At 70.8% G+C, this 25,630-nt stretch carries 20 protein-coding genes, 1 tRNA gene and 1 pseudogene; 13 read left to right on the top strand and 9 right to left on the bottom strand.

Translation table 11 applies throughout. The annotated features are described in order from the left end of the window. Positions 1 to 33 precede the first annotated feature (33 nt). Together moeZ and R2K23_RS16660 are read left to right on the top strand one after the other, a co-directional pair. A complete protein-coding gene (gene moeZ, locus R2K23_RS16665) occupies positions 34 to 1,224 on the top strand; it encodes an adenylyltransferase/sulfurtransferase MoeZ (RefSeq protein ID WP_316510677.1) in 1,191 nt (396 codons plus the stop codon). 71 nt (positions 1,225 to 1,295) lie between these two features. Beyond that, positions 1,296 to 2,150: a TIGR02569 family protein gene (locus R2K23_RS16660; RefSeq protein WP_316510676.1), complete on the top strand. Its 855-nt coding sequence runs from the start codon at positions 1,296 to 1,298 to the stop codon at positions 2,148 to 2,150. On the opposite strand, the gene R2K23_RS16655 is transcribed toward R2K23_RS16660, so the two are convergent. Both R2K23_RS16655 and R2K23_RS16650 read right to left on the bottom strand, forming a co-directional pair. After that, positions 2,147 to 2,452, bottom strand: coding sequence for an MGMT family protein (locus tag R2K23_RS16655; RefSeq protein WP_316510675.1), 306 nt, complete (start codon positions 2,450 to 2,452; stop codon positions 2,147 to 2,149). The genes R2K23_RS16660 and R2K23_RS16655 overlap by 4 nt on opposite strands. A gap of 3 nt (positions 2,453 to 2,455) precedes the next feature. Beyond that, positions 2,456 to 3,241, bottom strand: coding sequence for an alpha/beta fold hydrolase (locus R2K23_RS16650; RefSeq protein ID WP_316510674.1), 786 nt, complete (start codon positions 3,239 to 3,241; stop codon positions 2,456 to 2,458). Positions 3,242 to 3,306: 65 nt separating this feature from the next. On the opposite strand from R2K23_RS16650, the gene R2K23_RS16645 reads away from it, so the two are divergent. The 4 genes from R2K23_RS16645 to nudC all read left to right on the top strand — a co-directional run bounded on the left by R2K23_RS16645 (position 3,307) and on the right by nudC (position 11,962). Continuing rightward, positions 3,307 to 6,495: an ATP-dependent DNA helicase gene (locus tag R2K23_RS16645; RefSeq protein WP_316510673.1), complete on the top strand. Its 3,189-nt coding sequence runs from the start codon at positions 3,307 to 3,309 to the stop codon at positions 6,493 to 6,495. After that, positions 6,432 to 9,821 carry an ATP-dependent helicase gene (locus R2K23_RS16640; protein WP_396893619.1) on the top strand — a complete coding sequence of 1,130 codons (3,390 nt, stop codon included), beginning with the start codon at positions 6,432 to 6,434 and terminating at the stop codon, positions 9,819 to 9,821. Before R2K23_RS16645 ends, R2K23_RS16640 begins: the two co-directional genes overlap by 64 nt. Before the next feature lie 136 nt (positions 9,822 to 9,957). Then, complete coding sequence (locus R2K23_RS16635) at positions 9,958 to 11,040, top strand: potassium channel family protein (protein ID WP_316510671.1); 1,083 nt, start codon at positions 9,958 to 9,960, stop codon at positions 11,038 to 11,040. Beyond that, positions 11,033 to 11,962, top strand: a complete 930-nt coding sequence (gene nudC / locus R2K23_RS16630; protein ID WP_316510670.1) for an NAD(+) diphosphatase — start codon at positions 11,033 to 11,035, stop codon at positions 11,960 to 11,962. The genes R2K23_RS16635 and nudC overlap by 8 nt, the downstream gene beginning before the upstream one ends. Before the next feature lie 99 nt (positions 11,963 to 12,061). Here the strand turns inward: nudC and R2K23_RS16625 are convergent, their stop codons facing one another. After that, positions 12,062 to 12,313: a mycoredoxin gene (locus R2K23_RS16625; protein WP_316510669.1), complete on the bottom strand. Its 252-nt coding sequence runs from the start codon at positions 12,311 to 12,313 to the stop codon at positions 12,062 to 12,064. Positions 12,314 to 12,343: 30 nt separating this feature from the next. Between R2K23_RS16625 and R2K23_RS16620 the strand changes: the two genes are divergently transcribed. The 3 genes from R2K23_RS16620 (at position 12,344) to R2K23_RS16610 (ending at position 15,144) form a co-directional block, all read left to right on the top strand. Further along, positions 12,344 to 14,437, top strand: coding sequence for an ATP-dependent DNA helicase UvrD2 (locus tag R2K23_RS16620; protein WP_316510668.1), 2,094 nt, complete (start codon positions 12,344 to 12,346; stop codon positions 14,435 to 14,437). Positions 14,438 to 14,544: 107 nt separating this feature from the next. Further along, on the top strand, positions 14,545 to 14,712 hold the full coding sequence (locus R2K23_RS16615) for a hypothetical protein (protein ID WP_316510667.1): 168 nt from the start codon (positions 14,545 to 14,547) through the stop codon (positions 14,710 to 14,712). 147 nt (positions 14,713 to 14,859) lie between these two features. Beyond that, the gene (locus R2K23_RS16610) at positions 14,860 to 15,144 is read left to right on the top strand and encodes a WhiB family transcriptional regulator (protein WP_316510666.1); all 285 of its coding nucleotides are present in this window, start codon (positions 14,860 to 14,862) and stop codon (positions 15,142 to 15,144) included. 5 nt (positions 15,145 to 15,149) lie between these two features. Here the strand turns inward: R2K23_RS16610 and R2K23_RS16605 are convergent, their stop codons facing one another. From R2K23_RS16605 to R2K23_RS16595, 3 genes are read right to left on the bottom strand one after another with little or no spacing between them, the layout of a single operon-like run. Beyond that, complete coding sequence (locus R2K23_RS16605) at positions 15,150 to 16,487, bottom strand: macrolide-binding ATPase MABP-1 (protein WP_316510665.1); 1,338 nt, start codon at positions 16,485 to 16,487, stop codon at positions 15,150 to 15,152. Between the two features lie 43 nt (positions 16,488 to 16,530). Continuing rightward, complete coding sequence (locus tag R2K23_RS16600) at positions 16,531 to 17,382, bottom strand: cyclodehydratase (RefSeq protein ID WP_316510664.1); 852 nt, start codon at positions 17,380 to 17,382, stop codon at positions 16,531 to 16,533. Between the two features lie 59 nt (positions 17,383 to 17,441). Next, a complete protein-coding gene (locus R2K23_RS16595) occupies positions 17,442 to 18,800 on the bottom strand; it encodes a zinc-dependent metalloprotease (RefSeq protein WP_316510663.1) in 1,359 nt (452 codons plus the stop codon). Between the two features lie 83 nt (positions 18,801 to 18,883). Here R2K23_RS16595 and R2K23_RS16590 point away from each other — a divergent pair, with 83 nt between their 5' ends. From R2K23_RS16590 to R2K23_RS16580, 3 genes are all read left to right on the top strand, one after another. Continuing rightward, positions 18,884 to 19,906, top strand: coding sequence for a YlbL family protein (locus tag R2K23_RS16590; protein WP_316510662.1), 1,023 nt, complete (start codon positions 18,884 to 18,886; stop codon positions 19,904 to 19,906). Positions 19,907 to 19,983: 77 nt separating this feature from the next. After that, the gene (locus R2K23_RS16585) at positions 19,984 to 22,989 is read left to right on the top strand and encodes a UPF0182 family protein (RefSeq protein ID WP_316510661.1); all 3,006 of its coding nucleotides are present in this window, start codon (positions 19,984 to 19,986) and stop codon (positions 22,987 to 22,989) included. Positions 22,990 to 23,478: 489 nt separating this feature from the next. Next, positions 23,479 to 23,552: transfer RNA gene (locus R2K23_RS16580), tRNA-Met, on the top strand. 96 nt (positions 23,553 to 23,648) lie between these two features. Here the strand turns inward: R2K23_RS16580 and R2K23_RS16575 are convergent. The 3 genes and pseudogenes from R2K23_RS16575 to R2K23_RS16565 all read right to left on the bottom strand — a co-directional run bounded on the left by R2K23_RS16575 (position 23,649) and on the right by R2K23_RS16565 (position 24,609). Further along, complete coding sequence (locus tag R2K23_RS16575) at positions 23,649 to 24,023, bottom strand: DUF7715 family protein (RefSeq protein WP_316510660.1); 375 nt, start codon at positions 24,021 to 24,023, stop codon at positions 23,649 to 23,651. 69 nt (positions 24,024 to 24,092) lie between these two features. Further along, positions 24,093 to 24,364, bottom strand: a pseudogene (locus tag R2K23_RS16570) (enoyl-CoA hydratase/isomerase family protein); the annotation flags it as partial. Positions 24,365 to 24,405: 41 nt separating this feature from the next. Further along, positions 24,406 to 24,609 carry a hypothetical protein gene (locus R2K23_RS16565; RefSeq protein ID WP_316510659.1) on the bottom strand — a complete coding sequence of 68 codons (204 nt, stop codon included), beginning with the start codon at positions 24,607 to 24,609 and terminating at the stop codon, positions 24,406 to 24,408. A gap of 107 nt (positions 24,610 to 24,716) precedes the next feature. Between R2K23_RS16565 and R2K23_RS16560 the strand changes: the two genes are divergently transcribed. Further along, on the top strand, positions 24,717 to 25,598 hold the full coding sequence (locus R2K23_RS16560) for a helix-turn-helix domain-containing protein (protein ID WP_316510658.1): 882 nt from the start codon (positions 24,717 to 24,719) through the stop codon (positions 25,596 to 25,598). Positions 25,599 to 25,630: the final 32 nt, after the last annotated feature.

Here is a 25,630-nt window from a genome sequence, read left to right as displayed (position 1 = left end):
GCGGGTGAGCCCGTTCGCAAGAGGAGTCCGCCCGTGTCCACGCTGCCGCCGCTGGTGGAGCCCGCCGCCGAGCTGACCCGCGACGAGGTCGCGCGGTACAGCCGGCATCTGATCATCCCCAACTTCGGGGTCGACGGCCAGAAGCGGCTCAAGAACGCCCGGGTGCTGGTCATGGGCGCCGGCGGGCTCGGTTCGCCCACGCTGCTGTATCTGGCCGCCGCGGGCGTGGGCACCATCGGCATTGTCGACTTCGACGTCATCGAGGAGTCCAATCTGCAGCGCCAGGTCATCCACGGCGTCGCCGACATCGGACGGTCGAAGGCGCAGAGCGCGCGCGACTCCATCTTGGCGATCAACCCGCTGGTGCGGGTGAACCTGCACGAGATCCGGCTGAGCGCCGACAACGCCGTCGAGTTGTTCGCGCAGTACGACCTGATCCTCGACGGCACCGACAACTTCGCGACCCGCTACCTGGTCAACGACGCGGCCGCGCTGGCCGGCAAGCCCTACGTGTGGGGTTCGATCTACCGCTTCGAGGGCCAGATCTCGGTGTTCTGGGAGGACGCGCCGCCGGGTCCGGACGGCGAGCCGCAGGCGGTGAACTACCGCGACCTGTACCCCGAGCCGCCCCCGCCGGGCATGGTGCCGTCCTGCGCCGAGGGCGGCGTGCTGGGCATCCTGTGCGCCTCGGTGGGCTCGGTGATGGGAACCGAGGCCATCAAGCTGATCACCGGGGTGGGCGAGTCGCTGCTGGGGCGGGTGATGATCTACGACGCCCTGCAGATGAGCTACCGCACCATCCGGATCCGCAAGGACCCGGCGACGCCGAAGATCACCGGGCTGATCGATTACGAGTCGTTCTGCGGGCTGGCGTCGGCCGACGCCGCCGATGCCGCCGCCGACTCGGCGATCACCCCGCAACAGCTGCGTGAGCTGCTCGACGCCGGCAAGAACATCCTGCTCGTCGACGTGCGGGAGCCGGTGGAGTGGGACATCAACCATATCGCCGGCGCCGAGCTGATCCCGAAGTCCACGCTGGATTCCGGTGCCGGGCTCGCGAAACTGCCGCAGGACCGGATGGCGGTGCTGTACTGCAAGACGGGCGTGCGCTCGGCCGAGGCGTTGGCGACGGTCAAGAAGGCCGGCTTCTCCGATGCCGTGCACCTGCAGGGCGGCATCGCGGCGTGGGCCCGCCAGTACGAACCCGACATGGTGATGTACTGAGCCGAGCAAAGTTTCCCGACACAGCTGGTCAGCGCGCCGCTGTCGGGGGCAACCGGCGATAGGGTGACGATGTGACTGCCGACCGACCGCCCCAGCATGTGTTGACGGCCTTCGGTCTGAGCGGTGTGGACCCCGACCCGCTGGGGCCCGGCTGGGAGGGCGGCTGGCGCAGCGGCGAGGTGGTGCTGTCGATGGTTGCCGACCACGCCCGCGCGGCCTGGTCGGCCAAGGTCCGGGAGACGTTGTTCGTCGACGGGGTGCGCCTGGCCCGGCCGGTGCGCTCCACCGACGGCCGCTACGTGGTCTCCGGCTGGCGCGCCGACACCTTTGTCGCGGGCACCCCGGAGCCCCGCCACGACGAGGTGGTCTCGGCGGCGGTGCGGTTGCACGAGGCCACCGCCAAGCTGGAGCGCCCGCGCTTCCTCACCCAGGGGCCGGTGGCGCCCTGGTCCGAAGTCGACGTGTTCATCGCCGCCGACCGCGCGGCCTGGGAGGAACGGCCGCTGCACGCGCTGCCCTCGGAGGCCCGGGTGGCACCCGGTTCGGCCGACGGTCAACGCTCGGTCGACCTGATCAACCAGCTTGCCGAGTTGCGCAGGCCCACCAAGAGCCCGAACCAGCTGGTGCACGGCGACCTCTACGGCACAGTGCTTTTCGCGGGTACCGCCGCGCCGGGAATCACCGACATCACCCCGTACTGGCGCCCGCCGTCGTGGGCCGCCGGGGTCGTCGTGGTCGACGCGCTGGCATGGGGCGACGCCGACGACGGCTTGATCGAACGCTGGAGTGCGCTGCCGGAGTGGCCGCAGATGTTGTTGCGCGCGTTGATGTTCCGACTCGCGGTTCATGCGCTGCATCCCCGCTCGACGGCCGCGGCCTTCCCCGGGCTGGCCCGCACCGCGGCCCTGGTGCGCCTCGAACTCTAGAAGGTGTGCCGCACGGAGTCGCTGCCGTGCAACCGTACCCGCCCGTCTGCGGCGAGCACGCCCTCGGCCCGCAAGAGCTCCAATTGGCGGGTGCGCAGATGTGCGGCCGGGCGACCCGATGCCGCGATCACGCGATGCCAGGGCAGATCCGCGGAGTCGGTGCGCATGATCCACCCGGTGATGCGCGGGCTGGAAAGCCCTGCGGCCGCGGCGATGTCACCGTAGGTGGCGACCCGGCCCGCCGGGATCGAAGCCACCAGGGCCCGAACCCGCTCCACCTGCTCGTCGGTGACCGCCGCCATGGCTCAGGTCCCCAGCGCGACCCGGATCAGCTCGGCGGTCTCGGCCGGCTTGGCATGCGGAACCATGTGGTTGCAGTCGAATTCGGTCAGGTTCACCGCGGCGCCGCCGGCGCCCCGCAACCTGTCGATGAACTCGTCGTCGACATAGGGCGGGTGGGTGTGGCGGGCCCGCACCACGGTGATGGGCACCGGCGACGTCGGCAGGACGACGTCACGGGCCAACTCGCTCCAGTACGACAGCATCGCCGGGATGCAGATCCGCCAGCCGACCCGGCCGCTGGGCAGGGTGATCAGGTGCTCGTCGACCTCGGCGTCGAGTTGCGCATCGTCGACATCGCCCCAGGAGCCGCCGCTCTTCTCGTTGCGAGCCTCGGCGCGGTCGGTGTAGTCGGGATCGGCGAACATCGCCTCGGCGATCTCGCGCATCCAGTCGCCGTCGAGTCCGACCGCGGGATCCAGCAGGATCAGCGCCGAGACCAGCTCGGGCCGGGCCGCGGCCAGCGCCAACGCGATGGCGGCCCCGAACGAATGCGCCACCAGCACAACGGGGTCGGCCGCCTCCCGGTCGAGCAGGGCGGCCAGCGCAGCCACGTTCGCGTCGATCGTCCAGGGGGCCGCCCAACTCGAGCGGCCGTGCCCGATCAGGTCCGGTGCGGCGACCGTGACCCCCGGCAGGTGGTCGGCGGCCAGGTGCTGCCAGCGTCGACCGTGACCGGTGAGGCCGTGGAGGGCGAGCACCCGCGGCGGTCCGTCCGGGCCGTAGCGGTGCACATGAAGAGGTGAGGGCACGCCCCCGATGGTGCCAGGCCGGCAGCTACCGGCGATTGTCGTACCCCCGTGATGTCATTCCGGACATGGCCACACCGCACACCGCCGCCGCGACGTCCGCGCTGCCGGGCGCGCGGTGCTGGGACCCCGCCGCCGCCGAACTTCTCGACCCGGCCCGGCGGGGCACCGTCCGCGTGCTGGGCGGGGCCGGCACCGGGACGTCGAGCCTGCTGGTGGACGTGGCCACCGCCCGGATCGCCGCCGGCACGGATCCGGAATCGGTTCTGTTCCTCACCGGTTCGGGGCGGATCAGCCGGCGCACCCGCAGCGCGTTGACCACCGCGTTGCTGACCGCCGGGCGGTTGGGGCCCGGCCGGGCTGCGGTGCGCCAGCCGCTGGTGCGTTCGGTGCACGCCTACGCATTCGGGGTGCTGCGGGCGGCCGCCCAGCGGGTCGGTGACCCGCCGCCGCGGCTGATCACCAGTGCCGAGCAGGACGGCGTGATCCGCGAACTGCTCGCCGGTGACCTCGAGGACGGCGCCGCGTACTGGCCGCCCGAGTTGCATGCCGCGCTCGGCACCGCCGGGTTCGCCACCGAACTTCGCGATCTGCTGGCCCGGTGCACCGAGCGCGGCATCGACCCGCTGCGGTTGCAGCGGCTCGGCCGCTCCGCGCGGCGGCCCGAGTGGACCGCGGCGGGCCGGTTCGCGCAGCAGTACGAACAGGTGATGCTGCTGCGCTCCGCCGTCGGGACGGCGGCGCCGCAGGCCAGCGTGCCGGCCCTGGGCGCGGCCGAACTCGTCGGTGCGGCGCTCGAGGCCTTCGGCTCGGACCCGGAACTGCTGGCCGCCGAACGCGCGCGGATCCGGGTGCTGTTGGTCGACGACGCCCAGCACCTCGACCCGCAGACCGCGCGGCTGGTCCGGATGCTGGTTGCGGGAACGGATCTGGCCGTCATCACCGGAGACCCGAACCAGGCCGCGTTCGGGTTCCGCGGCGCGGACCCTGGGTTGTTGCTCGCCGAGGACTGGCCGGCGGTGACGCTGCGGGACTCGCACCGCTGCAGCGAGTCCGTCGCCGCGGTGCTGACCGGTCTGGCCGCGGCGCTGCCCGGCGTCGGCCCGGCGCGTCAGGTCCGCGGCGCTCGCACCGAATCCGGGATCGTGACCGCCACGCTGGTCGCCTCCGAACACGCCGAGGCCACGCTGATCGCCGACACTCTGCGCCGCGCCCACCTGATCGAGGGCGTGCCCTGGTCGCAGATGGCCGTGCTGGTGCGGTCCGTGTCGGGCATCGGTGCCGCGCTGCCGCGCATCCTGCGCACCGCGGGGGTTCCGGTGGCCGCCCCGGCCGCGCATCCACCGCTGGCGCACAACGCGATGGTGCGCGCGCTGCTGACGGTGCTCGAGGCCACGGTGGCCGGGCTGACCGCCGAACGGGCCCACGCGCTGTTGACCGGCCCCATCGGCCGGGTGGACCCGGTGTCGCTGCGGCAGTTGCGCCGGGCGCTGCGGCGGCAGTCGACCGGCACGGCCGACTTCGGCGAACTGCTCGTCGCGGCGCTGCGCCACGGCATCCCGGAGGCGTTGGTCCCGGCACACGCGCGGCCGCTGCGCCGGATCAAGGCCGTCCTGGACGCCGCGGCCGGCGGCCATCGCGCGGACGCCGATCCGCGGTCGGTGCTGTGGCAGGCCTGGTCGCGCACGGGGCTGCAGCGCCGACTGGACGCGGCGATCGACCGCGGCGGCGACAGCGCCCGCCGCGCCGACGCCGACCTGGACGCGGTCACCGCACTGTTCGACGTCGCCGATCAGTACGTGACGCGCACCGCCGGGGCGACGGTGGCCGGGCTGGCCGAGCACGTCTGGGGGCTGCAGCTGCCGACCCCGGCCACCGAACCCGCGGTGGCCGCGGAGGCCGTGGCGATCCTGAGCCCGCATCAGGCGCTGGATCGGGACTGGGACACCGTCGTCGTCGCCGGGCTGCAGGAAGGACTGTGGCCCAACACCGTTCCGCGCGGCGGGGTGTTGGGCACCCAACGGCTGCTCGACGTGCTCGCCGGAATCGGCGACGACGCGTCGGACCGCGCGCCCCTGATCGCCGACGAGCGCCGGTTGTTGATCACCGCGGTCGGCCGCGCGCGGCGCCGCCTGGCCGTCACCGCCGTCGACGGCGCTGCCGCCGACACCGACGACGGGTTGCGGGTGCCGTCCCCGTTCTTCTTCGACATCGCCCGGTTCGCCACGGCCGACGACGTCGCCGACCGCGCGGTACCGGCGGTGACCGCCCCGCCGGTGCTGTCGGTGCCGTCGGTGGTGGGGCGCCTGCGGGCGGTGGTCTGCGCCGCCGACGGCAGCGTGACCGACGAGCAGCGAGACTGCGCCGCAACGCAATTGGCCCGGCTGGCGCGCGCCGGCGTGCCGGGGGCGGATCCGGCCGGTTGGCAGCAACTGACGCCGGTCAGCACCGCCGAACCGCTGTGGCGCATCGAGGCCGGCGCCGAGCGGACGCCGGTCGCGATGTCCCCGTCGACCCTGCAGCAGGTGCAGGACTGCCCGCTGCGCTGGCTGATGGAACGCCACGGCGGGGCCGACGCCCGCGAGCTGCGGTCGGCGCTGGGCTCGGTCGTCCATGCGCTGATCGCCGAGCCGGGTGTCGACGAGGCCGCGATGCTGGCCCGCCTCGAGCGGATCTGGGATCGTTTGCCGTTCGAATCGCAGTGGTATGCCCGCAACGAGCTCGACCGGCACCGGGCGATGATCGAGACCTTCGCGCGGTGGCGGGAGGACTCCCGGGCCGAACTCACCGAGGTGGGCACCGAGGTCGAGGTGGACGGCGTACTGCCCGCACCCGATCCGGCGCTGCCCGACGTCCGGGTCCGGGGCCGCGTCGACCGCCTCGAACGCGACGCCGAGGACCGCCTGGTGATCGTCGACATCAAGACCGGCAAGAGCCCGGTGAGCAAGGACGACGCGCAGCAGCATCCCCAGCTGGCCGCCTATCAGCTGGCCGTCACCGAGGGGTTGGTGCCCGACGGCACCGAGCCCGGCGGCGGCAAGCTGGTCTATCTCGGCAAGGCCGGCGCGTCGGGGGCGACCCAGCGCGAACAGGATCCGCTGAGCGCCCAGGCCCGCCAGGATTGGCGCGAGGAGGTGCACACCGCCGCCGCGCAGACCGCCGGACCACAGTTCCGGGCCCGGATCAACAGCGGCTGCGCGCACTGCCCGGTGCGGCCCAGCTGCCCCGCGCACCGCCGCAACGAGGAGAGTCGCTGATGCCCGCAGTGCGGTACAGCCCCGCCGATCTGTCGGCCGCCCTGGGCCTGCATCCGCCCACCGACGAGCAGGCCGCGGTGATCGCGGCGCCCCCGGGTCCGCTGGTCGTGGTGGCCGGCGCGGGCGCAGGCAAGACCGAGACGATGGCGGCGCGGGTGGTGTGGTTGGTGGCCAACGGTTTTGCCACCCCCGGCGAGGTCCTCGGCCTGACCTTCACCCGCAAGGCCGCGGGCCAGCTGCTGCGCCGGGTACGCACCCGGCTGGCCCGGCTGGCCGGGGTCGGCCTGAGCCCCGCGGCGCCGGGGGCGGGACCGGACCCGAGCGGCACGGTCACGGTGAGCACCTACCATGCCTTCGCCGGGACCCTGCTGCGGGAACACGGCCTGCTGCTGCCGGTCGAACCCGACACCCGGCTGCTCAGCGAAACCGAGTTGTGGCAGCTGGCCTTCGACGTGGTGAACCGCTATCCGAACGAGCTCACGACCCAGCGGACGCCGGCGGAGGTCACCCGCCTGGTGTTGCGGCTGTCCAACCAGCTGGCCGAGCACCTGGTCAGCACCGAACAGCTCCGCGACACCCACCTCGAACTGGAACGGCTGGTACACACCCTGCCGGCCGGACCCAACCAGCGCGACCGGGGCCCCAATCAATGGCTGCTGAAGATGCTGGCCACCCAGACCGAACGCAGCGAGGTGGTGCCGCTCATCGATGCGCTGCATCAGCGGCTGCGCGCGGAGAAGGCGATGGACTTCGGCATGCAGATGGCGGCCGCCGCACAGCTGGCCGTCGAGTGCCCGACGGTGGGCGCCCAACTGCGGCAACGCTTTCGGGTGGTGCTGCTCGACGAATACCAGGACACCGGACACGCGCAGCGCATCGCGCTCTCGGCGCTGTTCGGTGGCGGCGTCGACGACGGCCTGGCCCTGACCGCCGTCGGCGACCCGATCCAGTCCATCTACGGCTGGCGCGGCGCCTCGGCCACCAACCTGCCGTTGTTCACCACCGATTTCCCGCGCGCCGACGGCACCCCGGCGCCCACGCTGGAACTGCGGACCAGCTGGCGCAACCCGCCGAGCACGCTGCAGGTGGCCAACGCGGTCTCCGCCGAGGCGCGTCGCCGCTCGGTCGCGGTCCGCGAACTGCGGGCCCGCCCCGGGGCGCCGGCGGGCACCGTGACCTGCGCGCTGCTCGCCGACGTGGCGGTCGAGCGCGAATGGGTCGCCGATCAGATCGCCGAACGGTTCCGGGCCGCCCAGGCCGCCCAGGACGCCCAGGACGCCGAGGCCGCCCCGACGGCCGCGGTGCTGGTGCGGCGCAACGCCGACGCGGCACCCATCGCCGAGGCGTTGCGGGCGCGTGGCCTGCCCGTCGAGGTGGTGGGGCTGGCCGGGCTGCTGGCCATCGACGAGGTCGCCGACCTGGTGGCGATGCTGCGGTTGGTCGCCGACCCGCTGGCGGGCGCGGCGGCCATGCGTGTCCTCGGCGGGCCCCGGATGCGGTTGGGCGCGCGCGATATCACCGCGCTGTGGCGCCGGGCCCGCGAACTCGACGAGGGCGCCGGCCCCGGCCTGGACGCCGAGCAGATCATCGCGCAGCTGGCCCCGGACGCCGACACCGCCTGCCTGGCGGACGCCATCTGCGATCCCGGTCCGGCGCAGGCCTATTCGACCGCCGGCTACGCCCGGATCACCGCGCTGGCCGAGGAGTTGACGACGCTGCGCGGCCACCTCGACCGGCCGGTGACCGACCTGGTGGCCGAGGTGCGTCGGATGCTGGGTGTCGACACCGAGGCCGCCGCACGCGCCGGGGCGGGGCAGTCGACGACCGGCGCCGAACAACTCGACGCGTTCGCCGACGTGGTCGACGCCTACGCGGCGCGAACCCCGCGCGCCGGCAACGACGTTCACGGCCTGCTCGGCTACCTGGCCGCGGCCGAGGAGATCGAGAACGGGCTGGCACCGGCGGAGTTGGCGGTCGCGCCCGGTCGCATCCAGGTGCTCACCGTGCACGCGGCCAAGGGGCTGGAGTGGCAGATCGTCGCGGTGCCGCACCTGTCGGCCCGGGTGTTCCCGTCCACCGCCAACACCCGGACCTGGTTGACCGACCCCGGCGATCTGCCGCCGCTGTTGCGCGGGGACCGCGCGGACCTGGGCGCACACGGGGTGCCGCTGCTGGACACCTCCACCGTGACCGACCGAAAGCAGTTGTCCGACACCATCAACGCCCATCGAGCCCAGCTCGAGCAGCGGCGCGTCGACGAGGAGCGGCGGCTGCTCTACGTCGCGATCACCCGGGCCGAGGACACGCTGCTGGTGTCGGGCCATCACTGGGGCGCCACCGAGACCAAGCCGCGTGGCCCGTCGGACTTCCTGCTCGAACTCAGGGACATCATCGAGGGGGCGGCCGAGGACGGTCGGCCCTGCGGGACCGTCGAGCAGTGGGCCCCGGAACCACCGCCGGGGGAGCAGAACCCCCTGCGTGACACCGTGATCGAGGCCGTATGGCCGCCCGAGCCGGCCCCGGGCGCCCGCGCCGACGTCGAACGCGGGGCGGCGCTGGTCGCCGCGGCGATGGCGGATCTGCCCGCGGAGCCCGCCGCGTCCGACGAGCCTGCCCAGTCCGACGACTCGGACCCCTGGGCGGCGGAAGTGGACGCCCTGTTGGCCGAACGGCGGGCGACCCCGGAACCGGCGCCCACCCCGCTGCCGGGGCAGCTGTCGGTCAGCGCCCTGGTCGAGCTCGGCAAGGACCCCGCCGGAGCCGCCGCACGACTGGCACGCCGCGCGCCGGTGCGGCCCGATCCGCAGGCCCTGCTGGGCACCGCCTTTCACGATTGGGTGCAGCGGTTCTACGGCGCCGACCGGCTGTTCGACCTCGACGATCTGCCCGGCGCCGTCGACGGCGACCACAGCAGCGCCGACGCCGAGGCGCTCGCGGACCTGCAGGCGGCGTTCATGGCGTCGCCGTGGGCCGCGCGCACCCCGGTCGACATCGAGGTCCCGTTCGAGATGATGATCGGCGACCGGGTGGTCCGGGGACGCATCGACGCGGTCTTCGCCGACGCCGACGGCGGTTTCACCGTGGTGGACTGGAAAACCGGGTCGGAACCCGCCGACGCCGAGTCCGGCCGGGCGGCGGCCATCCAGCTGGCGGTCTACCGGATGGCGTGGGCGGCGTTGCACGGCTGCCCCGAGTCGGCGGTGCGCGGCGCGTTCCACTACGTGCGCACGGGAGCCACGACGGTACCCCCGGAACTGCCGACCGCCGAGGAACTGGCCGCCCTCTCAGACGCCGAGCCCGCCGCCGCGAAGATGGGGCCGGCCTGAGCCGGCCTCAGGACCGCCGACCGGCGCGGCGCGCCTCGGTGGTGGCGGATGCCGGCGCGGGACCGGTCGAGGTCATGGTTACATGATGGCGTGCGACGGCAGAGTCATGACGTGTTCGGGCCGATAGCCGAGCATCGTGGCTGAGAGCAGGCTGCGCAGGCGGTTGCGCCGCCTCGACGAGGCGTTGACCGCCAAGCCGGACGCCGCGCTGGTCGATCACCTGCGCATCCCGGAGCGGTTCGTCTCCCCGGCCCGCAAGATCCTGCGTCGGATGCTGTACGCGACGCTGGCGCTGTTCGCCGCGGTGCTCATCGTCTACGTCGACCGCGACGGCTATCGCGACGTGCAGGGCGACCAGTTGTCGTTCCTGGACTGCCTGTACTACGCCACCGTGTCGCTGTCGACGACCGGATACGGCGACATCACCCCCTACACCCCGTCGGCCCGGCTGATCAACGTCCTGATCATCACGCCGTTGCGGGTCGCCTTCCTGATCGTGCTCATCGGCACCACCGTCGAGACCCTGACCGCTGCCTCGCGGCAGGCCTTGAAGATTCAGCGCTGGAGGAACACCGTGCGCAACCACAACGTCGTCATCGGGTACGGCACCAAGGGCAAGACCGCCGTCACCGCGATGATCGCCGACGGCATCCCGCCGGCCGAGATCGTCGTCGTCGACACCGACCAGCCCTCGCTGGACCGGGCCAGCGCCGCCGGGCTGGTCACCGTCCGCGGCGACGCCAACCGCTCCGACGTGCTGCGCCTGGCCGGCGCGCAGCACGCCAAGTCCATCATCGTGGCGACCAACAGCGACCCGACCGCGGTCATGGTCACGCTGACCGCGCGCGAACTCGCGCCCAACGCCAAGATCATCGCGGCGATCCGGGAGTCCGAGAACCAGCATCTGCTCAAGCAGTCCGGGGCGGACTCGGTGGTGGTGTCCTCGGAGACCGCCGGCCGACTGTTGGGGATCGCCACCAGCACTCCCAGCGTGGTGGAACTCATCGAGGACCTGCTGACCCCCGACGAGGGCTTCGTCATCGTGGAACGCGACGTGGAACGCGGGGAGGTCGGCGGCTCGCCCAAACACCTGGTGGACATCGTGCTGGGTGTGGTGCGCAACGGCGTGCTCAAACGCGTCGACGATCCCGAGGTCGACGCGCTGGAGGAGGGAGACCGGGTGCTCTACGTCCGCAGCGGGGGTGAGGACCGTGACTGATTTCCAGCTGCGTAACACCCCACTGTTGTCCAGGGTGGGGGCCGATCGCTCCGATCATCTGCGCACCGACGTCGACGCCGCGATCGCCGGTTGGTCCGACGCCGCGATCCTGCGGGTCGACGGCCGCGGTCAGGTGCTGGTCGTGGACGGGAAGGTGGTGCTGGGGGACTCCGCGGCGCTGGGCGACACGCCGCCCGACGACGCCGTCTTCCTGGGCCGGATCGAGAGCGGCCGCCACGTCTGGGCCATCCGCGCGCCGCTGGCCCCACCCGAGGACGGCGTCGACGCGAAGGTCCTCGACCTCCGCCGGACCGGCGTGCTGTTCGACGACGTCAGCGCGCAGCTGGTGGCCTCGGCCACCGCGCTGCTCAATTGGCATGACGCCGCGAGGTTTTCGGCCTACGACGGCGCCCCCACCCGGCCGACCAAGGGCGGCTGGGCGCGGGTGAACCCGCTGACCGGCCACGAGGAGTTCCCGCGCATCGACCCGGCGGTCATCTGCCTGGTGCACGACGGCGGCGACCGGGTGGTGCTGGCCCGCCAGCGGGATTGGCCCGAGCGGGCGTTCTCGCTGCTCGCCGGGTTCGTCGAGGCCGGCGAATCGTTCGAGACGTGCGTGAGTCGCGAGATCGCCGAGGAGGTCGGGCTGGCCGTGCGCGACGTGCGCTATCTGGGCAGCCAGCCCTGGCCGTTCCCGCGGTCGTTGATGGTCGGCTTCCACGCCGTCGCCGACCCCGACCAGCCGTTCAGCTTCAACGACGGCGAGATCACCGAGGCGGCCTGGTTCACCCGCGACGAGGTCCGCGCGGCGCTGGCGGCGGGGGACTGGTCCTCCGCCGCGGCCTCGGACGCGAAACTGCTTCTGCCGGGCTCGATTTCGATCGCCCGGGAGATCATCGAATCCTGGGCCGAACGGGACTGAGCGGCCTCGAACCCCCGCGACGGGCCGGCCTCAAGCCCCCGCGAGCGGGCGTGTCCCCGGCCGACACGCCGACGCTTTTCCGTAGTCTGCGCACGCTCGCTAACCGGCGAGCTTCGCCTTGACCTCGCCGATGCTGGGGTTGGTCAGCGTCGAGCCGTCGGGGAACTTCAGGGTGGGCACGGTCTGGTTGCCGCCGTTGGCGGACGCGACGAAATCGGCGGCGGCCGAATCCTGCTCGATGTCGACCTCGGTGAAGGGGATGTTCTGGGCCTTCAGGGCCGTCTGGAGCCGGCGGCAATACCCGCACCACGTCGTCGTGTACATGATCAAGGGCGTTTCGCTAGAGGTCATGTGGCCATCTTGTCACCCGCGCCTGCCAAGATGAACGGCATGCCGATCGACGGGCTCGACGACGAACAGCGCGAAGCAGTGCTGGCCGCCCGCGGTCCGGTGTGCGTGCTCGCGGGCGCGGGGACGGGGAAGACCCGCACCATCACGCATCGCATCGCGCACCTGGTGACCGCCGGGCAGGTGGCGGCCGGGCAGATCCTGGCGGTCACCTTCACGTCCCGCGCCGCGGGGGAGATGCGGGCCCGACTGCGCAGCATCGAGGCCGCGGATCCGGACGCCCCGCGGGTCGGGTCGGTGCAGGCGTTGACCTTTCACGCCGCCGCCCGCCGCCAGCTGTCCTACTTCTGGCCGCGGGTGGTCGGCAACACCAGCTGGCAGCTGCTGGACAGCAAGTTCGCGGTGGTGGCCCAGGCCGCCAACCGGGCCCGGCTGCAGGCGAGCACCGACGACGTGCGCGACCTGGCCGGCGAGATCGAGTGGGCCAAGGCCTCCCTGATCACCCCCGAGCAGTATCCGGCGGCCGTGGCCGAGAACGGCCGGGACATCCCGATGGACGCCGCAAAGGTGGCCGCCGTCTACGCCGGCTACGAGAGCCTCAAGGCGCGCGGCGAGGTCACGCTGCTGGACTTCGACGACCTGCTGCTGCACACCGCCGCGGCCATCGAGAACGACGTGGCGGTGGCCGAGGAGTTCCGGGATCGCTACCGCTGCTTCGTGGTCGACGAATTCCAGGACGTCACCCCGCTGCAGCATCGCGTGTTGACCGCCTGGCTCGGTGACCGCGACGACCTGACCGTCGTCGGGGACGCCAACCAGACCATCTACTCGTTCACCGGCGCCTCGCCGCGGTACCTGCTGGACTTCTCCCGGCGGTTCCCGGAGGCCACCGTCGTGCGGTTGGAACGCGACTACCGGTCGACCCCGCAGGTGGTTTCGTTGGCCAACCGGGTGATCGCGGCGGCGCGCGGACGGGTCGCGGGCAGCAAGCTGCACCTGGTGGGTCAGCGTCCCCCCGGTCCGGAGCCCACGTTCTCCGAGTATCCCGACGAGGTCGCCGAGGCCACCGCCGTGGCCAAGGCGATCGCCGACCTCATCGAGGCCGGCACGTCGCCGGCCGAGATCGCCGTGTTGTACCGGATCAACGCCCAGTCGGAGGCCTACGAGGAGGCCCTGACCGAAGCGGGCATCGCCTTCCAGGTACGCGGCGGCGAGGGGTTCTTCAGCCGCCAGGAGATCCGGCAGGCGCTGGTGGCGCTGCAGCGCGCCGCCGAGCGCGCCGACACCGAGGATCGCGACCTGCCGTCCGCGGTGCGCGCGCTGCTGGAGCCGCTGGGCCTGACCGCGGACCCGCCGACGGGCACCAAGGCCCGCGACCGCTGGGAGGCCCTCGACGCGTTGGCCCAACTGGTCGACGACGAGGTCGCGACGCGGCCCGGCCTGGACCTGCCGGCGTTGGTCGCCGAGTTGCGGGTGCGCGCCGATTCCCGGCACCCGCCCGTGGTCCAGGGGGTGACCCTGGCCTCGCTGCACGCGGCCAAGGGCTTGGAATGGGACGCGGTGTTCTTGGTCGGGCTCACCGATGGCACCCTGCCGATCTCGCACGCGTTGAGCCACGGCGGCGACAGCGAGGCGGTCGAGGAGGAGCGCCGGCTGCTCTATGTCGGGGTCACCCGTGCCAGAACGCATTTGGCGCTCAGCTGGGCGTTGTCCCGCACGCCGGGCGGCCGGCAGTCACGGAAGCCGTCACGCTTCCTCAACGGCATCGCCCCGCAGACCAGTAACCCGGCGCCGACGGGCGGCGGACGCCGCTCGCGGTCGGCGAACAAGCGCTGCCGGGTCTGCAACACCGCGCTGAGCACCCCGGCGGCTCTGATCCTCGGACGCTGTGAGACCTGCGCCGCCGACATCGACACCGATCTGTTGACCCGGCTCAAGGAATGGCGGCTGCGCACCGCGCAGGAACTCAAGGTGCCGGCGTTCGTGGTGTTCAGCGACAACACCCTGATCGCGATCGCCGAAACCCGGCCCACCGACAACGCCGCGCTGGTGGCCATCTCCGGGATCGGCGCCCGCAAGCTCGAACAGTTCGGCTCCGATGTGCTCGAACTCGTCCACGGCGGATAAACCCGCAGGTCAGAAAATCGCTTGTCGAATGGGGCGGTCGGGGTTTAACCTTTCAAGCGCACATTCACGCACGTGAGCACGACGAGTTCAGGACGGAGGCCGCCACGATGATCAGCATTGCAGCTGGCGTCGGCGTAGCCGAGGTTGCCGTCGTGCGCATCGCCGGGGCCTTCCGAGCTCCGGCCGCCCATCGTTGGGCCGCCATTGCGCCGCAGGGCAAGCGTCGTCCCGCCGCCGCCGCCGGCGTCGCGTCCGTGAATCGGGGTTTCCGCTAGAGAAACTCGCGAAATTCGCCTTTTTGGCCACGGACCCGACATCACGGATCCGTGGCCACAGTGTTTTCGGGGAGAGAACCCCTGAGCCTGGCCCCGGATCTCATGGAACTTCAACAAGCCAAGAGACCAGGAAGCAGGTGAAGGACCTTGTCAGCCCTGACAGTCCGCGATTGTTCGGAAGAACAAAAACTGCCGGAGCTGCCGTGCCACGTCGGAGATCCCGACCTGTGGTTCGCGGAGAATCCCACCGATCTCGAGCGCGCCAAGGTGCTGTGCGTCGGCTGCCCGATCCAGCGGCAGTGTCTGACCGCGGCCCTCGAACGTGCGGAGCCGTGGGGGGTGTGGGGCGGCGAGATCGTCGAGCGCGGTGCGATCGTGGCACGCAAGCGGCCGCGCGGCCGGCCCCGCAAGAACGCCGTGACGGCGGCCTGAGGGATCTACACCGCGTCGGGGTCGGAGAAGCCGGGCACCATCTCGTCGGCGATGCGCCGCGTGGGCACGTGCGCGTCGAGCTGACAGGAGATCGCGACCACCGAGGCCATCACCCGCAGCGGGATGGCCAGCTTGGCCGGGATGTCCATCTGCCGGGCGGTCCTGATCTGGCCGGCGGCGCGGTCGAGTTCGACGTTGGTCATCTTCTGCAGCCACTTGCGCCGGTAGTGGAACACGGGCACCTCCAGCGGCTCGACGTACTGGCGCAGCATGTCGTCGATGTCGCGGGTGGAGACCTGCTCACCCTTCTGGATGAACCCGACCTTCTCCATGGTGGGCAGCAGCTTGTCGTAGTCCTTGTCGACCGCGTAGCGCAGCATCTGGCCGAGTTCCACCGGCCACCCGCCGGGCATGGGGGCCACCGCACCGAAGTCGATGACGCCCATCTTGTTGTCGGGCAGCAGCATGAAGTTGCCGGGATGGGCGTCGCCGTGCACCATCTCGAGGCGCCGCGGGGCGTCGTCGCAGAATTCGAAGAGCCGGGTGGCCATCAGGTCACGCTGTTCCTGGGTGCCCTCGCGGATGATCTGCGACAGCGGGATGCCCTCGATCCATTCGGCGATCACCACCTTGGGCGCGCTGGCCACCACGTGCGGGACGACGAACTTGTCGTCGCCGTCGTAGGCCTTGGCGAAGGCACGCTGATTATCGGCCTCGAGGCGGTAGTCCAGCTCCATCTCGGTGCGTTCGATCAGCTCGTCGACCACGCCCTGGATGTCGGCGCCGGGGGCCAGCTGCTTGAACACGCCCACCAGCCGCTGCATGGTCTTCAGATCGGCGCGCAGGGCCTCGTCGGCGCCCGGGTACTGGATCTTGACCGCGACCTCGCGACCGTCGGACCAGATCGCCTTGTGGACCTGCCCGATGCTGGCGGAGGCAATCGGCTTGTCGTCGAAGGATTGGAAGCGCTCGCGCCACTTGGTGCCCAGCTGCGCGTCGAGCACGCGGTGCACCTTGGCCGCCGGAAGTGGCGGGGCGTCCTTCTGCAGTTTGGTCAACGCCTCGCGGTAGGGCTTGCCGAACTGCTCGGGGACGGCGGCCTCCATCACCGACAGGGCCTGGCCCACCTTCATGGCGCCGCCCTTGAGTTCCCCGAGGACGGTGAACAACTGGTGGGCGGCCTTCTCCACCAATTCGGCATTGACCTCGTCTTTCGACTTCCCGGTCAGCCGTTTGCCGAAGCCCAGAGCCGCGCGACCGGCCATCCCGCCGGCAAGTCCTGCGATCTTCGCATTGCGCGCCATACCACCACGCTTGATTTCTGCCACGTGACCATCATCCACCACCGCGCCGACTCAGGTTGCACCGATATGGCAACGCGTGTTTTCAACACGGGCAGCGCGGGTGCCTCGGCCAGCGGCGCGTGACGATCGAACCGGCCCCCACATCGAACTCCAGGGTGGTCGACAGGGTCTGCGGGGCCGCGGGCGCCGGAGCGCGGGAACCGGCGGCGCGCACGCCGCTGAGCACCGCCCGGACCTGGCCCAGCGCCAGCGCCGCGGTGGCCAGGACGGTGCAGTGGTCGGCCACCCCGACGGTGTCGCGGAGTTGGGCGGCCAGCACCGGCCAGGCGGCGTCGCGGTCGCTGCGATGCAGATCCGCGCACATCAGGCAGCTGGTGACGCCCGGGATCACCAGCGGGCCCACCAAACCGGTGCCGTCGCGGACCCGGACCTGCAGGTGCGGAACCGCGCCCGAATGCAGCTCCCGCACCACGCGCGGGTCGGCGACCAGGTAGTCCGACAGCACCACCAGATCGGTGCGCTCGCTGCGCATCACGGCGTGTGGCTGGCTGCTGTGGCTGACCCGCACCCCGGTACCGCCGAGCCCTTCGACCAGCCGGTCGGTGAGCGGCCCTTTCCCGTGCACCCTGATCGCCGTGCTGCGGCTGGGACGGGCGCTCGCTCCCGGGCGCGCCACCCCCGCGGTCACCAGGGCGGTCACCAGGGCGGCGAATTCGGCGGCGTCCACCGGGCCGTGGCGCGCGGCGTCGCGGTACAGCCGGTCGAGGTCGGTGCTGGTACGCATGGTCTGCAGGACACCGGCCAGGGCCGCGGCGGTCAGTCCGCCGGGCGGGCGCACCAGGACCGCCCGGCGCGGATCCCAGCCGATCTGCACCACGCCGTCGGGGCGCAGCAGCACCGGCATCGCCGGATCGAGGCTGAACAGCTGTGTCATCCGCCGACTGTGGCACGCCCACCCGGCCCGACGGGCTCAGCGATGCACAGGTGCGCGGATCAGGACTTGTCGGTGTCGTCCTCGCCGGGATCTTTGAGTTGGCGCTCTAGGTCGGCCAGCGCGCTGTCGATGCCGCTGGTGTCGCCGCCGATCACCCGGTCGATGAACGCCGCCGGGTCGTCCAGGTCGTCCGACGACGGCAGCAGGTCCGGGTGCTGCCAGACGGCGTCGCGGGCGTCCATCCCGGCGGCCTCGGTCAGGCGTTGCCACAACGCCGCGGCCTCCCGCAGCTTGCGGGGCCGCAACTCGAGGCCGACCAGTGTTGCGAAGGTCTGCTCGGCCGGGCCGCCGCTGGCGCGCCGCCGCCGCAGGGTCTCGCTCAGCGCCGAGGTGCCCGGGATCCGTTCGCCGAGCGCCTCGGACACCACCGTCTGCACCCAGCCTTCGATCAGGGCGAGCAGCGTCTCGAGGCGTTCCAGCGCCGCGGTCTGGGCGGGGGTCGCCTTCGGCTCGAAGATGCCCTGATTGAGCAGCTGCTCCATGGCGGTCGGGTCGGCCATCGACGCGGGGTTGAAGCCCTGCGCCAGCTCCTCGATCCCGCTCATGTCGATTTCGATGCCCTGAGCGTAGGACTCGACGGCGCTGAGCAGCTGCGACGACAGCCACGGCACGTGGCTGAACAACCGGTGGTGGGCGGCCTCGCGGGCGGCCAGGAACATCATCGTCTCGCTGCGCGGCTGTTCGAGCCCGGCCGAGAACTCCTCGACGGCCTGCGGCAGCAGCGCGGCGACCCCCTTGGGACCCAGCGGCAGACCGATGTCGGTGGAGGTCAGCACCTCCTTGGACAGCTTGCCCAGGGCCTGACCCAGCTGCGAGCCGAAAGCCATGCCGCCCATCTGCGAGATCATCGACAGCAGCGGGCCGGCCATCGCCTTGGCCTCCTCGGGCAGCGCCGAGGTCCACACCGTCGAAATCTGTTGGGCCACCGGGTCACACAGGCGTTTCCAGGTCTGCAGCGTGTGGTCGATCCACTCGGTCGGCGTCCAGGCCGCGGTGCTGGTGGTGCCGGCCGGCAGGGCCGTGGACCCGTCGAGCCAGGTCTCGGCCAGCCGGACCGCATCGGTGATCGCGCCGGCGGTGCCCGACGAGACAGGGGCGACGAAGCCGATCGAATTCGCCGCCAGCTGCCGCGCCAGGTCGTAGTTGACCGGACCCGATCCGCCGCCACCGGCCATCGCGCTGCCCGCGCCGGAGAACATCTGGCCCAGCCGGGTGAAGATCTGGCCGAGATCACCCATGTCCCCGGCGCCGAAACCGAACGGGTCCGACGGACCTCCGGTGGGGCCGCCGGAATCCTTCTTCTGTTTATCGCGATCGGGATCGTCTCCGTGGGAGAACCCGAAGGGCAGGTCGGCCATACCCCAACGGTACTCACCGGCACGGCAGACGGTGCGCTTGGCGGTCACGCTGTGGGTGAACTGCCACGTCTACTCTTGGCGGCGTGAACAGGCGGATTCTGACGTTGTTGGTGGCGCTCGTGCCGATCCTCGCCTTCGGAGTGCTGCTGGCCGCCGTCAGGGTGCCGTTCGTGTCGCTGGGGCCCGGGCCGATCTTCAACACCCTCGGCGAGTTCGACGGCAAGCCCGTCATCGAGATCGACGGCACGGAGACCGAGCCCACCGGCGGTGAGCTGAACATGACGACGGTGTCGCAGCGCGACGGCCTCACGCTGGGGCAGGCGTTGGTGCTGTGGCTTTCCGGGCGCGAGCAGCTATTGCCGCGCGACCTGGTGTATCCGCCGGACAAGACCCGCGACGACATCGACAAGGCCAACCAGGCGGAGTTCCGCAGTTCCGAGGACAGCGCCGAGTACGCCGCGCTCGCGTTCCTGGACTATCCCAGGGCGGTCACCGTCGAGACGGTCAGCGACGACGGCCCGGCCAAGGGCAAGCTGCGCGACGGCGACGCGATCGACGCCGTCAACGGCACGCCGGTGGCCGACGTGGCCGCCTTCACCGGGCTGCTGGAGAACACCAAGCCCGGCGACCCGATCGTCGTCGACTTCCGTCGCAAGAACGAGCCGCCCGGCACCGTCACCATCACGTTGGGCTCCAACGACGACCGCGACTACGGCTACGTGGGAGTCGGCGTGCGCGACGCCCCGTGGGCGCCGTTCAACATCGGCTTCAACCTGGCCAACATCGGCGGGCCGTCGGCGGGGCTGATCTTCAGCCTGGCCGTGGTCGACAAGCTCACCCCCGGTGAGCTCAACGACGGCCGCAACGTCGCGGGCTCCGGGACCATCGACGGCGAGGGCAAGGTCGGCAGTATCGGCGGCATCACCCACAAGCTGCTGGCCGCGCACGAGGCCGGGGCCACGGTGTTCCTGGTGCCCGCCGACAACTGCGCCGAGGCCGTGTCGGCCAAGCAGGACGGGATGGAGTTGGTGAAGGTCGAGACCCTCGGGTCGGCCGTCGAGGCCCTGGAGACGCTTTCAGCCGGTGGCGAACCGCCCCGGTGTTAGAAGACTGCCCGCCCGGCTCTCGGGCCGGCATGCGTACAGTTGGATCAACCAATCAGCTCTGAACGGGGAGTTCACTCGTGGGTATGCGGCCCGCCGCAAAGATGCCGAGTCTCACTCGGCGTAGCCGATTTCTGATCGCCATCGCGGTGGTGGCCGTCGTGCTGCTGCTCGTCGGTCCGCGGTTCATCGACACGTACATCGACTGGCTGTGGTTCGGCGAACTGGGCTACCGCTCGGTGTTCACCACCGTGCTGTTCACCCGCCTGGTGGTGTTCCTGGTGGCCGCCCTGCTGGTCGGGGTCGTCGTGTTCGTCGGCCTGTACCTGGCGTATCGCAGCCGACCGGTGTTCGTCCCCACCAGCGGCCCCAACGATCCGGTGGCGCGCTACCGCACCACGGTGCTCTCGCAGCTCAAGGCCATCGGCATCGGTATCCCGGTGCTCATCGGCCTGCTCGCCGGCCTGGTCGCACAGAGCTACTGGGTTCGCGTCCAGCTGTTCCTGCACGGCGGGGACTTCGGGGTGACCGATCCGCAGTTCGGCAAGGATCTCGGCTTCTACGCCTTCGAGCTGCCGTTCCTGCGGCTGGTGGTGTCCTACCTGTTCGTCGCGATCGTGCTGGCGTTGATCGCCAACCTGATCGGCCACTACATCTTCGGCGGCATCCGGTTGGCCGGCCGCGAGGGCGCGGTCACCCGGGCCGCGCGCATCCAACTGGTCTCCATCGTCGGCATCCTGGTGCTGCTCAAGGCGGTGGCCTACTGGCTGGACCGCTACGAACTGCTGAGCAACACCCGCCCGGGCAAGCCGTTCACCGGTGCGGGCTACACCGACATCAACGCCGTGATGCCCGCCAAGCTGATCCTGCTGGCCATCGCCGTCATCTGCGCCGTCGCCGTGTTCTCGGCGCTGGTGCTTCGGGATCTGCGCATCCCGGCGATCGGCCTGGTGCTGTTGCTGCTGTCGTCGGTGGTGATCGGTGCCGGCTGGCCGCTGGTGGTCGAGCAGTTCAGCGTCAAGCCGAACGCCGCGCAGAAGGAAGCCGAATACATCAGTCGCAGCATCACCGCGACCCGGGATGCCTACGGGTTGACCGACGACAAGGTCACCTACCGCGACTACAGCGGCGACGCGCCGACCTCGGCGCAGCAGGTGGCCGCCGACAGCGCGACCATCTCCAACATCCGGGTGCTCGACCCGCGGATCGTGAGCCCGGCGTTCACGCAGTTCCAGCAGGCCAAGAACTTCTACGCGTTCCCCGAAGAGCTGTCGATGGACCGCTACCGGATGCCCAACGGCGAGTTGCGCGAGTTCGTGGTGGCCGCCCGTGAGCTCGACCCGGCCCGGCTGATCGACAACCAGCGCGACTGGATCAACCGGCACAGCGTCTACACCCACGGCAACGGGTTCATCGCGTCGCCGGCCAACACCGTGCGTGGGATCGCCAACGACCCCAACCAGAACGGCGGCTACCCGGAGTTCCTGGCCAGCGTGGTCGGGGCCAACGGCAGCGTGACGTCGCCCGGCCCGGCCCCGCTCGAGCAGCCGCGGATCTACTACGGGCCGATCATCGCCTCGGCACCGGCGGACTACGCGATCGTCGGCAGCAACGGCGCCGACCGCGAGTACGACTACGAGACCAACACCGAGACCCGCAACTACACCTACACCGGTTCCGGTGGGGTGCCGATCGGGAACTGGGTGGCGCGCTCGTTGTTCGCCGCCAAGTTCGCCGAGCGGAATTTCCTGTTCTCCAACGTGATCGGGCCCGAGAGCAAGATCCTGTTCAACCGTGACCCGGCCGAGCGGGTGCAGGCCGTGGCGCCGTGGCTGACCACCGACTCGATGCTGTACCCGGCGATCGTCGACGGCCGGATCAAGTGGATCATCGACGGCTACACCACGCTGGACAACTACCCGTACTCGGAGCTCACCGTGCTCTCGAGCGCGACGGCGGATTCCACCCAGCCGAGCATCAACAACCGGCTGGTGCCCGACAAGCAGGTGTCCTACATCCGCAACTCGGTCAAGGCGACCGTCGACGCCTACGACGGCACCGTGACGCTGTACGCGCACGACGAGTCCGATCCGGTGCTGCAGGCCTGGATGAAGGTGTTCCCGGACACCGTGCAGCCCAAGAATGAGATCTCGGATTCGCTGTCCCAGCACTTCCGCTATCCCGAGGACCTGTTCAAGGTGCAGCGCTCGCTGCTGGCTCGGTATCACGTCGACGATCCGGTGACGTTCTTCTCGACGTCGGACTTCTGGAACGTGCCGCAGGACCCGATCCGGCAGGGCACCTTCCAGCCGCCGTACTACGTCGTGGCGAACAGCCTTGTGGAGGGCGACAATTCGGCCGCGTTCCAGCTGACCAGCGCGATGAACCAGCTCAACCGTGAGTACCTGGCCTCGTTCATCAGCGCCAACGCCGACCCGGAGAACTACGGTCAGCTGACGGTGTTGACGGTGCCCGGGCAGGTGCGGGGTCCCTCGCTGGCGCACGGCGCGATCAACACCGACACCTCGGTCTCCGAGCACCTCGGTCAGATCGGCCGCGACGGGCAGAACCGCATCCAGTGGGGCAACATGCTGACGCTGCCGGTGGGCCACGGCGGCCTGCTGTACGTGCAGCCGGTGTACGCCTCGCCGGGCCGGGCCGATGCCGCCTCGACCTATCCGCGTTTGATCCGGGTGGCGATGATGTACGGCGACAAGGTCGGTTACGCGCCGACGGTGCGCGAGGCGCTGGACCAGATCTTCGGGGCCGGTGCCGGCGCCACCGCGGTCGGACCCGCACCCATGGCGCCGACCGGCAACGGTCAGCCCGCGGCCGCGGCGACACCGCCGGCCGACGGTGACGCTCCGGCCGCAGCGCCGCGCACCCCGGCTCCGGCCGCGGCCACGCCGCCGGCACCGGCCGGTGCCACCCAGCAGCTCTCCGGCGCGAAAGCCGCTGCGCTGCAGGAGATCGGCACGGCCATGGAGTCGGTGCGCCAGGCGCAGCAGAGCGGCAACTTCGCCGAGTACGGCGAGGCGCTGCAGCGGCTCGACGACGCCATGAACAAGTTCGACGCCGCCGAGTAGGGGAGCACTACCGTGCTGGGGGTCCCCCTCAGCGCGAGCACCCACCTCTAGCGCGAGCGTGCGTGTCCCCGGGCAACACGCCGCCCATATTGGCTGGTCTGCGCACGCTCGCGGCTGCGCCGAGGCTGCGCCCCGGCCCCGCTGAGGGAGCCCCGGCGCGAGCGCTCAACCTTGTACGGTCCTGAGGTCTTTTCCGTACAAGAGTGAGCGCTCGCCGAGGTAGGGGCGGCACCACGTGTGTGCGGTTGGCGCGATGCGGCGCTTTCCTTCACGCGACAGTGCCCTCGGGGTGTCTCGCGGGACCGACGCGCTTCTCGTGGGTGCTCAGCCTCCAGGCCACCGAGACGCCCCGTCCGGCCTCACGAGTCTGCCGTTTCATCCGCAACACGCCGCGGGGGCGGATCAAACCGCACGTTCGACGTTCAAAACCACGGTTGAGCACCCGATTTGGACTCTGATGACACCTTGGGTAACCTAGTGTTCACCCGTCGCGGGGTGGAGCAGCTCGGTAGCTCGCTGGGCTCATAACCCAGAGGTCGCAGGTTCGAATCCTGTCCCCGCTACTAACGAGAATGGCCCTCGGAGGAAACTCCGGGGGCCATTTTCAATCGTCGAGCATCGGCTGCGTCCTGCGACGCCATGCTTGCCGAACCGCGTGCCTAAGCTGCCCGAGCTGAGAACCCATCCAGTCGGCGCTCGATCACGGTTCCGGCGGGAAACATCGACGCGATCATCAGGTTGTCGTGGACGACATCTGCGGCCCAGTTCTGCGGCCAACCACTGTCGGCCAGACTCGTCTGTATGGCAAGCACCACTTCGTCGTAGCTGAAGTCGACCTCGACGACCTGGGCGGTGGTCGTCGCGCGATGCGATGCCGCACCGGCGAAGCCGCGCCCGCATCCGCAGCCGCCGTCGGGGTCGCGCAGGTCTCGGTCGCAGGGTTCTTGAACCCATAGGAGTTCTCCTGGGACGCAGTAGTTGTAGTCGTTGTCGCGGGTGCCCTGGGTGAGTGTTGTTGCTACCAGGATCTTCATCGGCCGGCCTCCTGCACGGTTGGCGCCGAGCTTAAGACCGGCCCCCGACAACCGCTCAGCAATAACCCGCTACCGGTTGCGGAAGTCGCTGAACGACTGCCGTAGCCGCCCGCTGGCGGTGCACATGATCTGGGTGCGGTTCTCGATATCCAGTGCCGCCCGCAGGCTCGGGGCATCGACGGTCTGCCACATGACTTCCTTGGTCATCCACACCGCCCGCGGGGAATCCTGGGCGATCTCTCGGCCGTGGCGACCGCGCACGCGAGCAGGTTTTCCGGTTCGGCCTCGTCGAGGACCAGCCCCATCGTCAGGGCTTCGTCGGCCCCGAATACCCGGCCGGTGTGGTGCCGCTCAGGCAACGCGCGGGTGTCATCAACCCCCGCTACTTCCTCCGCCGGCTGTCCTGCATCTGCACCCACAACGTGTCCGAGGATCGCGGGTAGTACCCGGCCGGGTCGTAGAAATGCTTCTCGCAGACCACGGGGTCCTCGTGCGGGCGGGCCACCGCCTGCCGCCGCGTGGGCAGCACGTAGGCGTCGCGGTGCGTCAGCGTCTTGGCGCACCGGATGCATTGCAATCTGGCCATCTCGCCTCCCGGTACGAACCCTAACGACGCCCGACACCGAACGTGGCCCTATTGTCAGCCTCGAATAATCGAGAGACGATGGCTCCCGAATCCGAGGGAGGTGAGCCGTGGCGACATCGGCGCCCACCGAGCGGGTCCTGGACATCCTCGAGTTCGTGGCCCGCCGCGACGGCGAGGATGTCCGGTTCTCGGATGTCGCCCGCGAACTGAAGATCAGCCAGGGCACCGCCAATGCCATCCTCAACTCGCTGTGCGAGCGCGGCTGGTTGGTCCGCGATCCGCAGACCAAGGCCTACGGGCTGGGGCCCGGGCTCGCCGCCGTCGCCGCGACCACCGCGACGGCCCTGCCGCTGACCCACGCCGCCAAGCAGGCGGCCACCGACCTCGCCAACGACACGGGCCTGGCAACCTCGGTGGTCGAACTCGTGGGCGATGCGCTGGTGATCATCGCCTTCGAGGGCGGCGACGGCCGGCATCCGGTGGGATTGCCGGGGGAGCGGATTCCCTACGCCCCGCCTTTCGGGGTGGCGTTCGCGGCGTGGGCGGAGGCCGACGAGCAGCGCGCCTGGATGGCGCGCAACCCGGGCGTCACCGGGGCGGTGGCCCGCCGGCTGCGCGGCGTCCTGCAGCGCGCCCGGGAACGCGGGTACGACGTGGACTGGACGACGCCGGTGCTGATGCGCATGTCCCAGTTCCTCGGCGAGGTCCGCACCGACGCCGACGTCTCCGACCACGTGGTCGCCGTCCTGGAGAAGGCCTTGCTCGACTGCGCCAAGGTCGGCTACTTGTCCGACGACGACCCGGCCATCGAGACCCAACCCGTGGCGACCATCGGCGCACCGATCTTCGACGCCGCGGGGCAGGCCACTCTCATCCTGGGAGTGCATCCCGGCCGGCCATTGCCGCTCAAGGAGATTCGCCGGCTCGGCACCACCGTCGCGGCCACCGCCGGCCGATGCAGCATTGACCACAAACCAACCCGCGCCTAGTCTCAACACAAATTAGAGAATTCAGTTCTCGA

This window comes from Mycolicibacterium sp. MU0050 (assembly GCF_963378085.1).
Classification (GTDB): Bacteria; Actinomycetota; Actinomycetes; order Mycobacteriales; family Mycobacteriaceae; genus Mycobacterium; species Mycobacterium wendilense.
The sequence above is the reverse complement of the archived record's forward strand: the minus strand, read 5'-3'. Positions and strand labels throughout refer to the sequence as shown.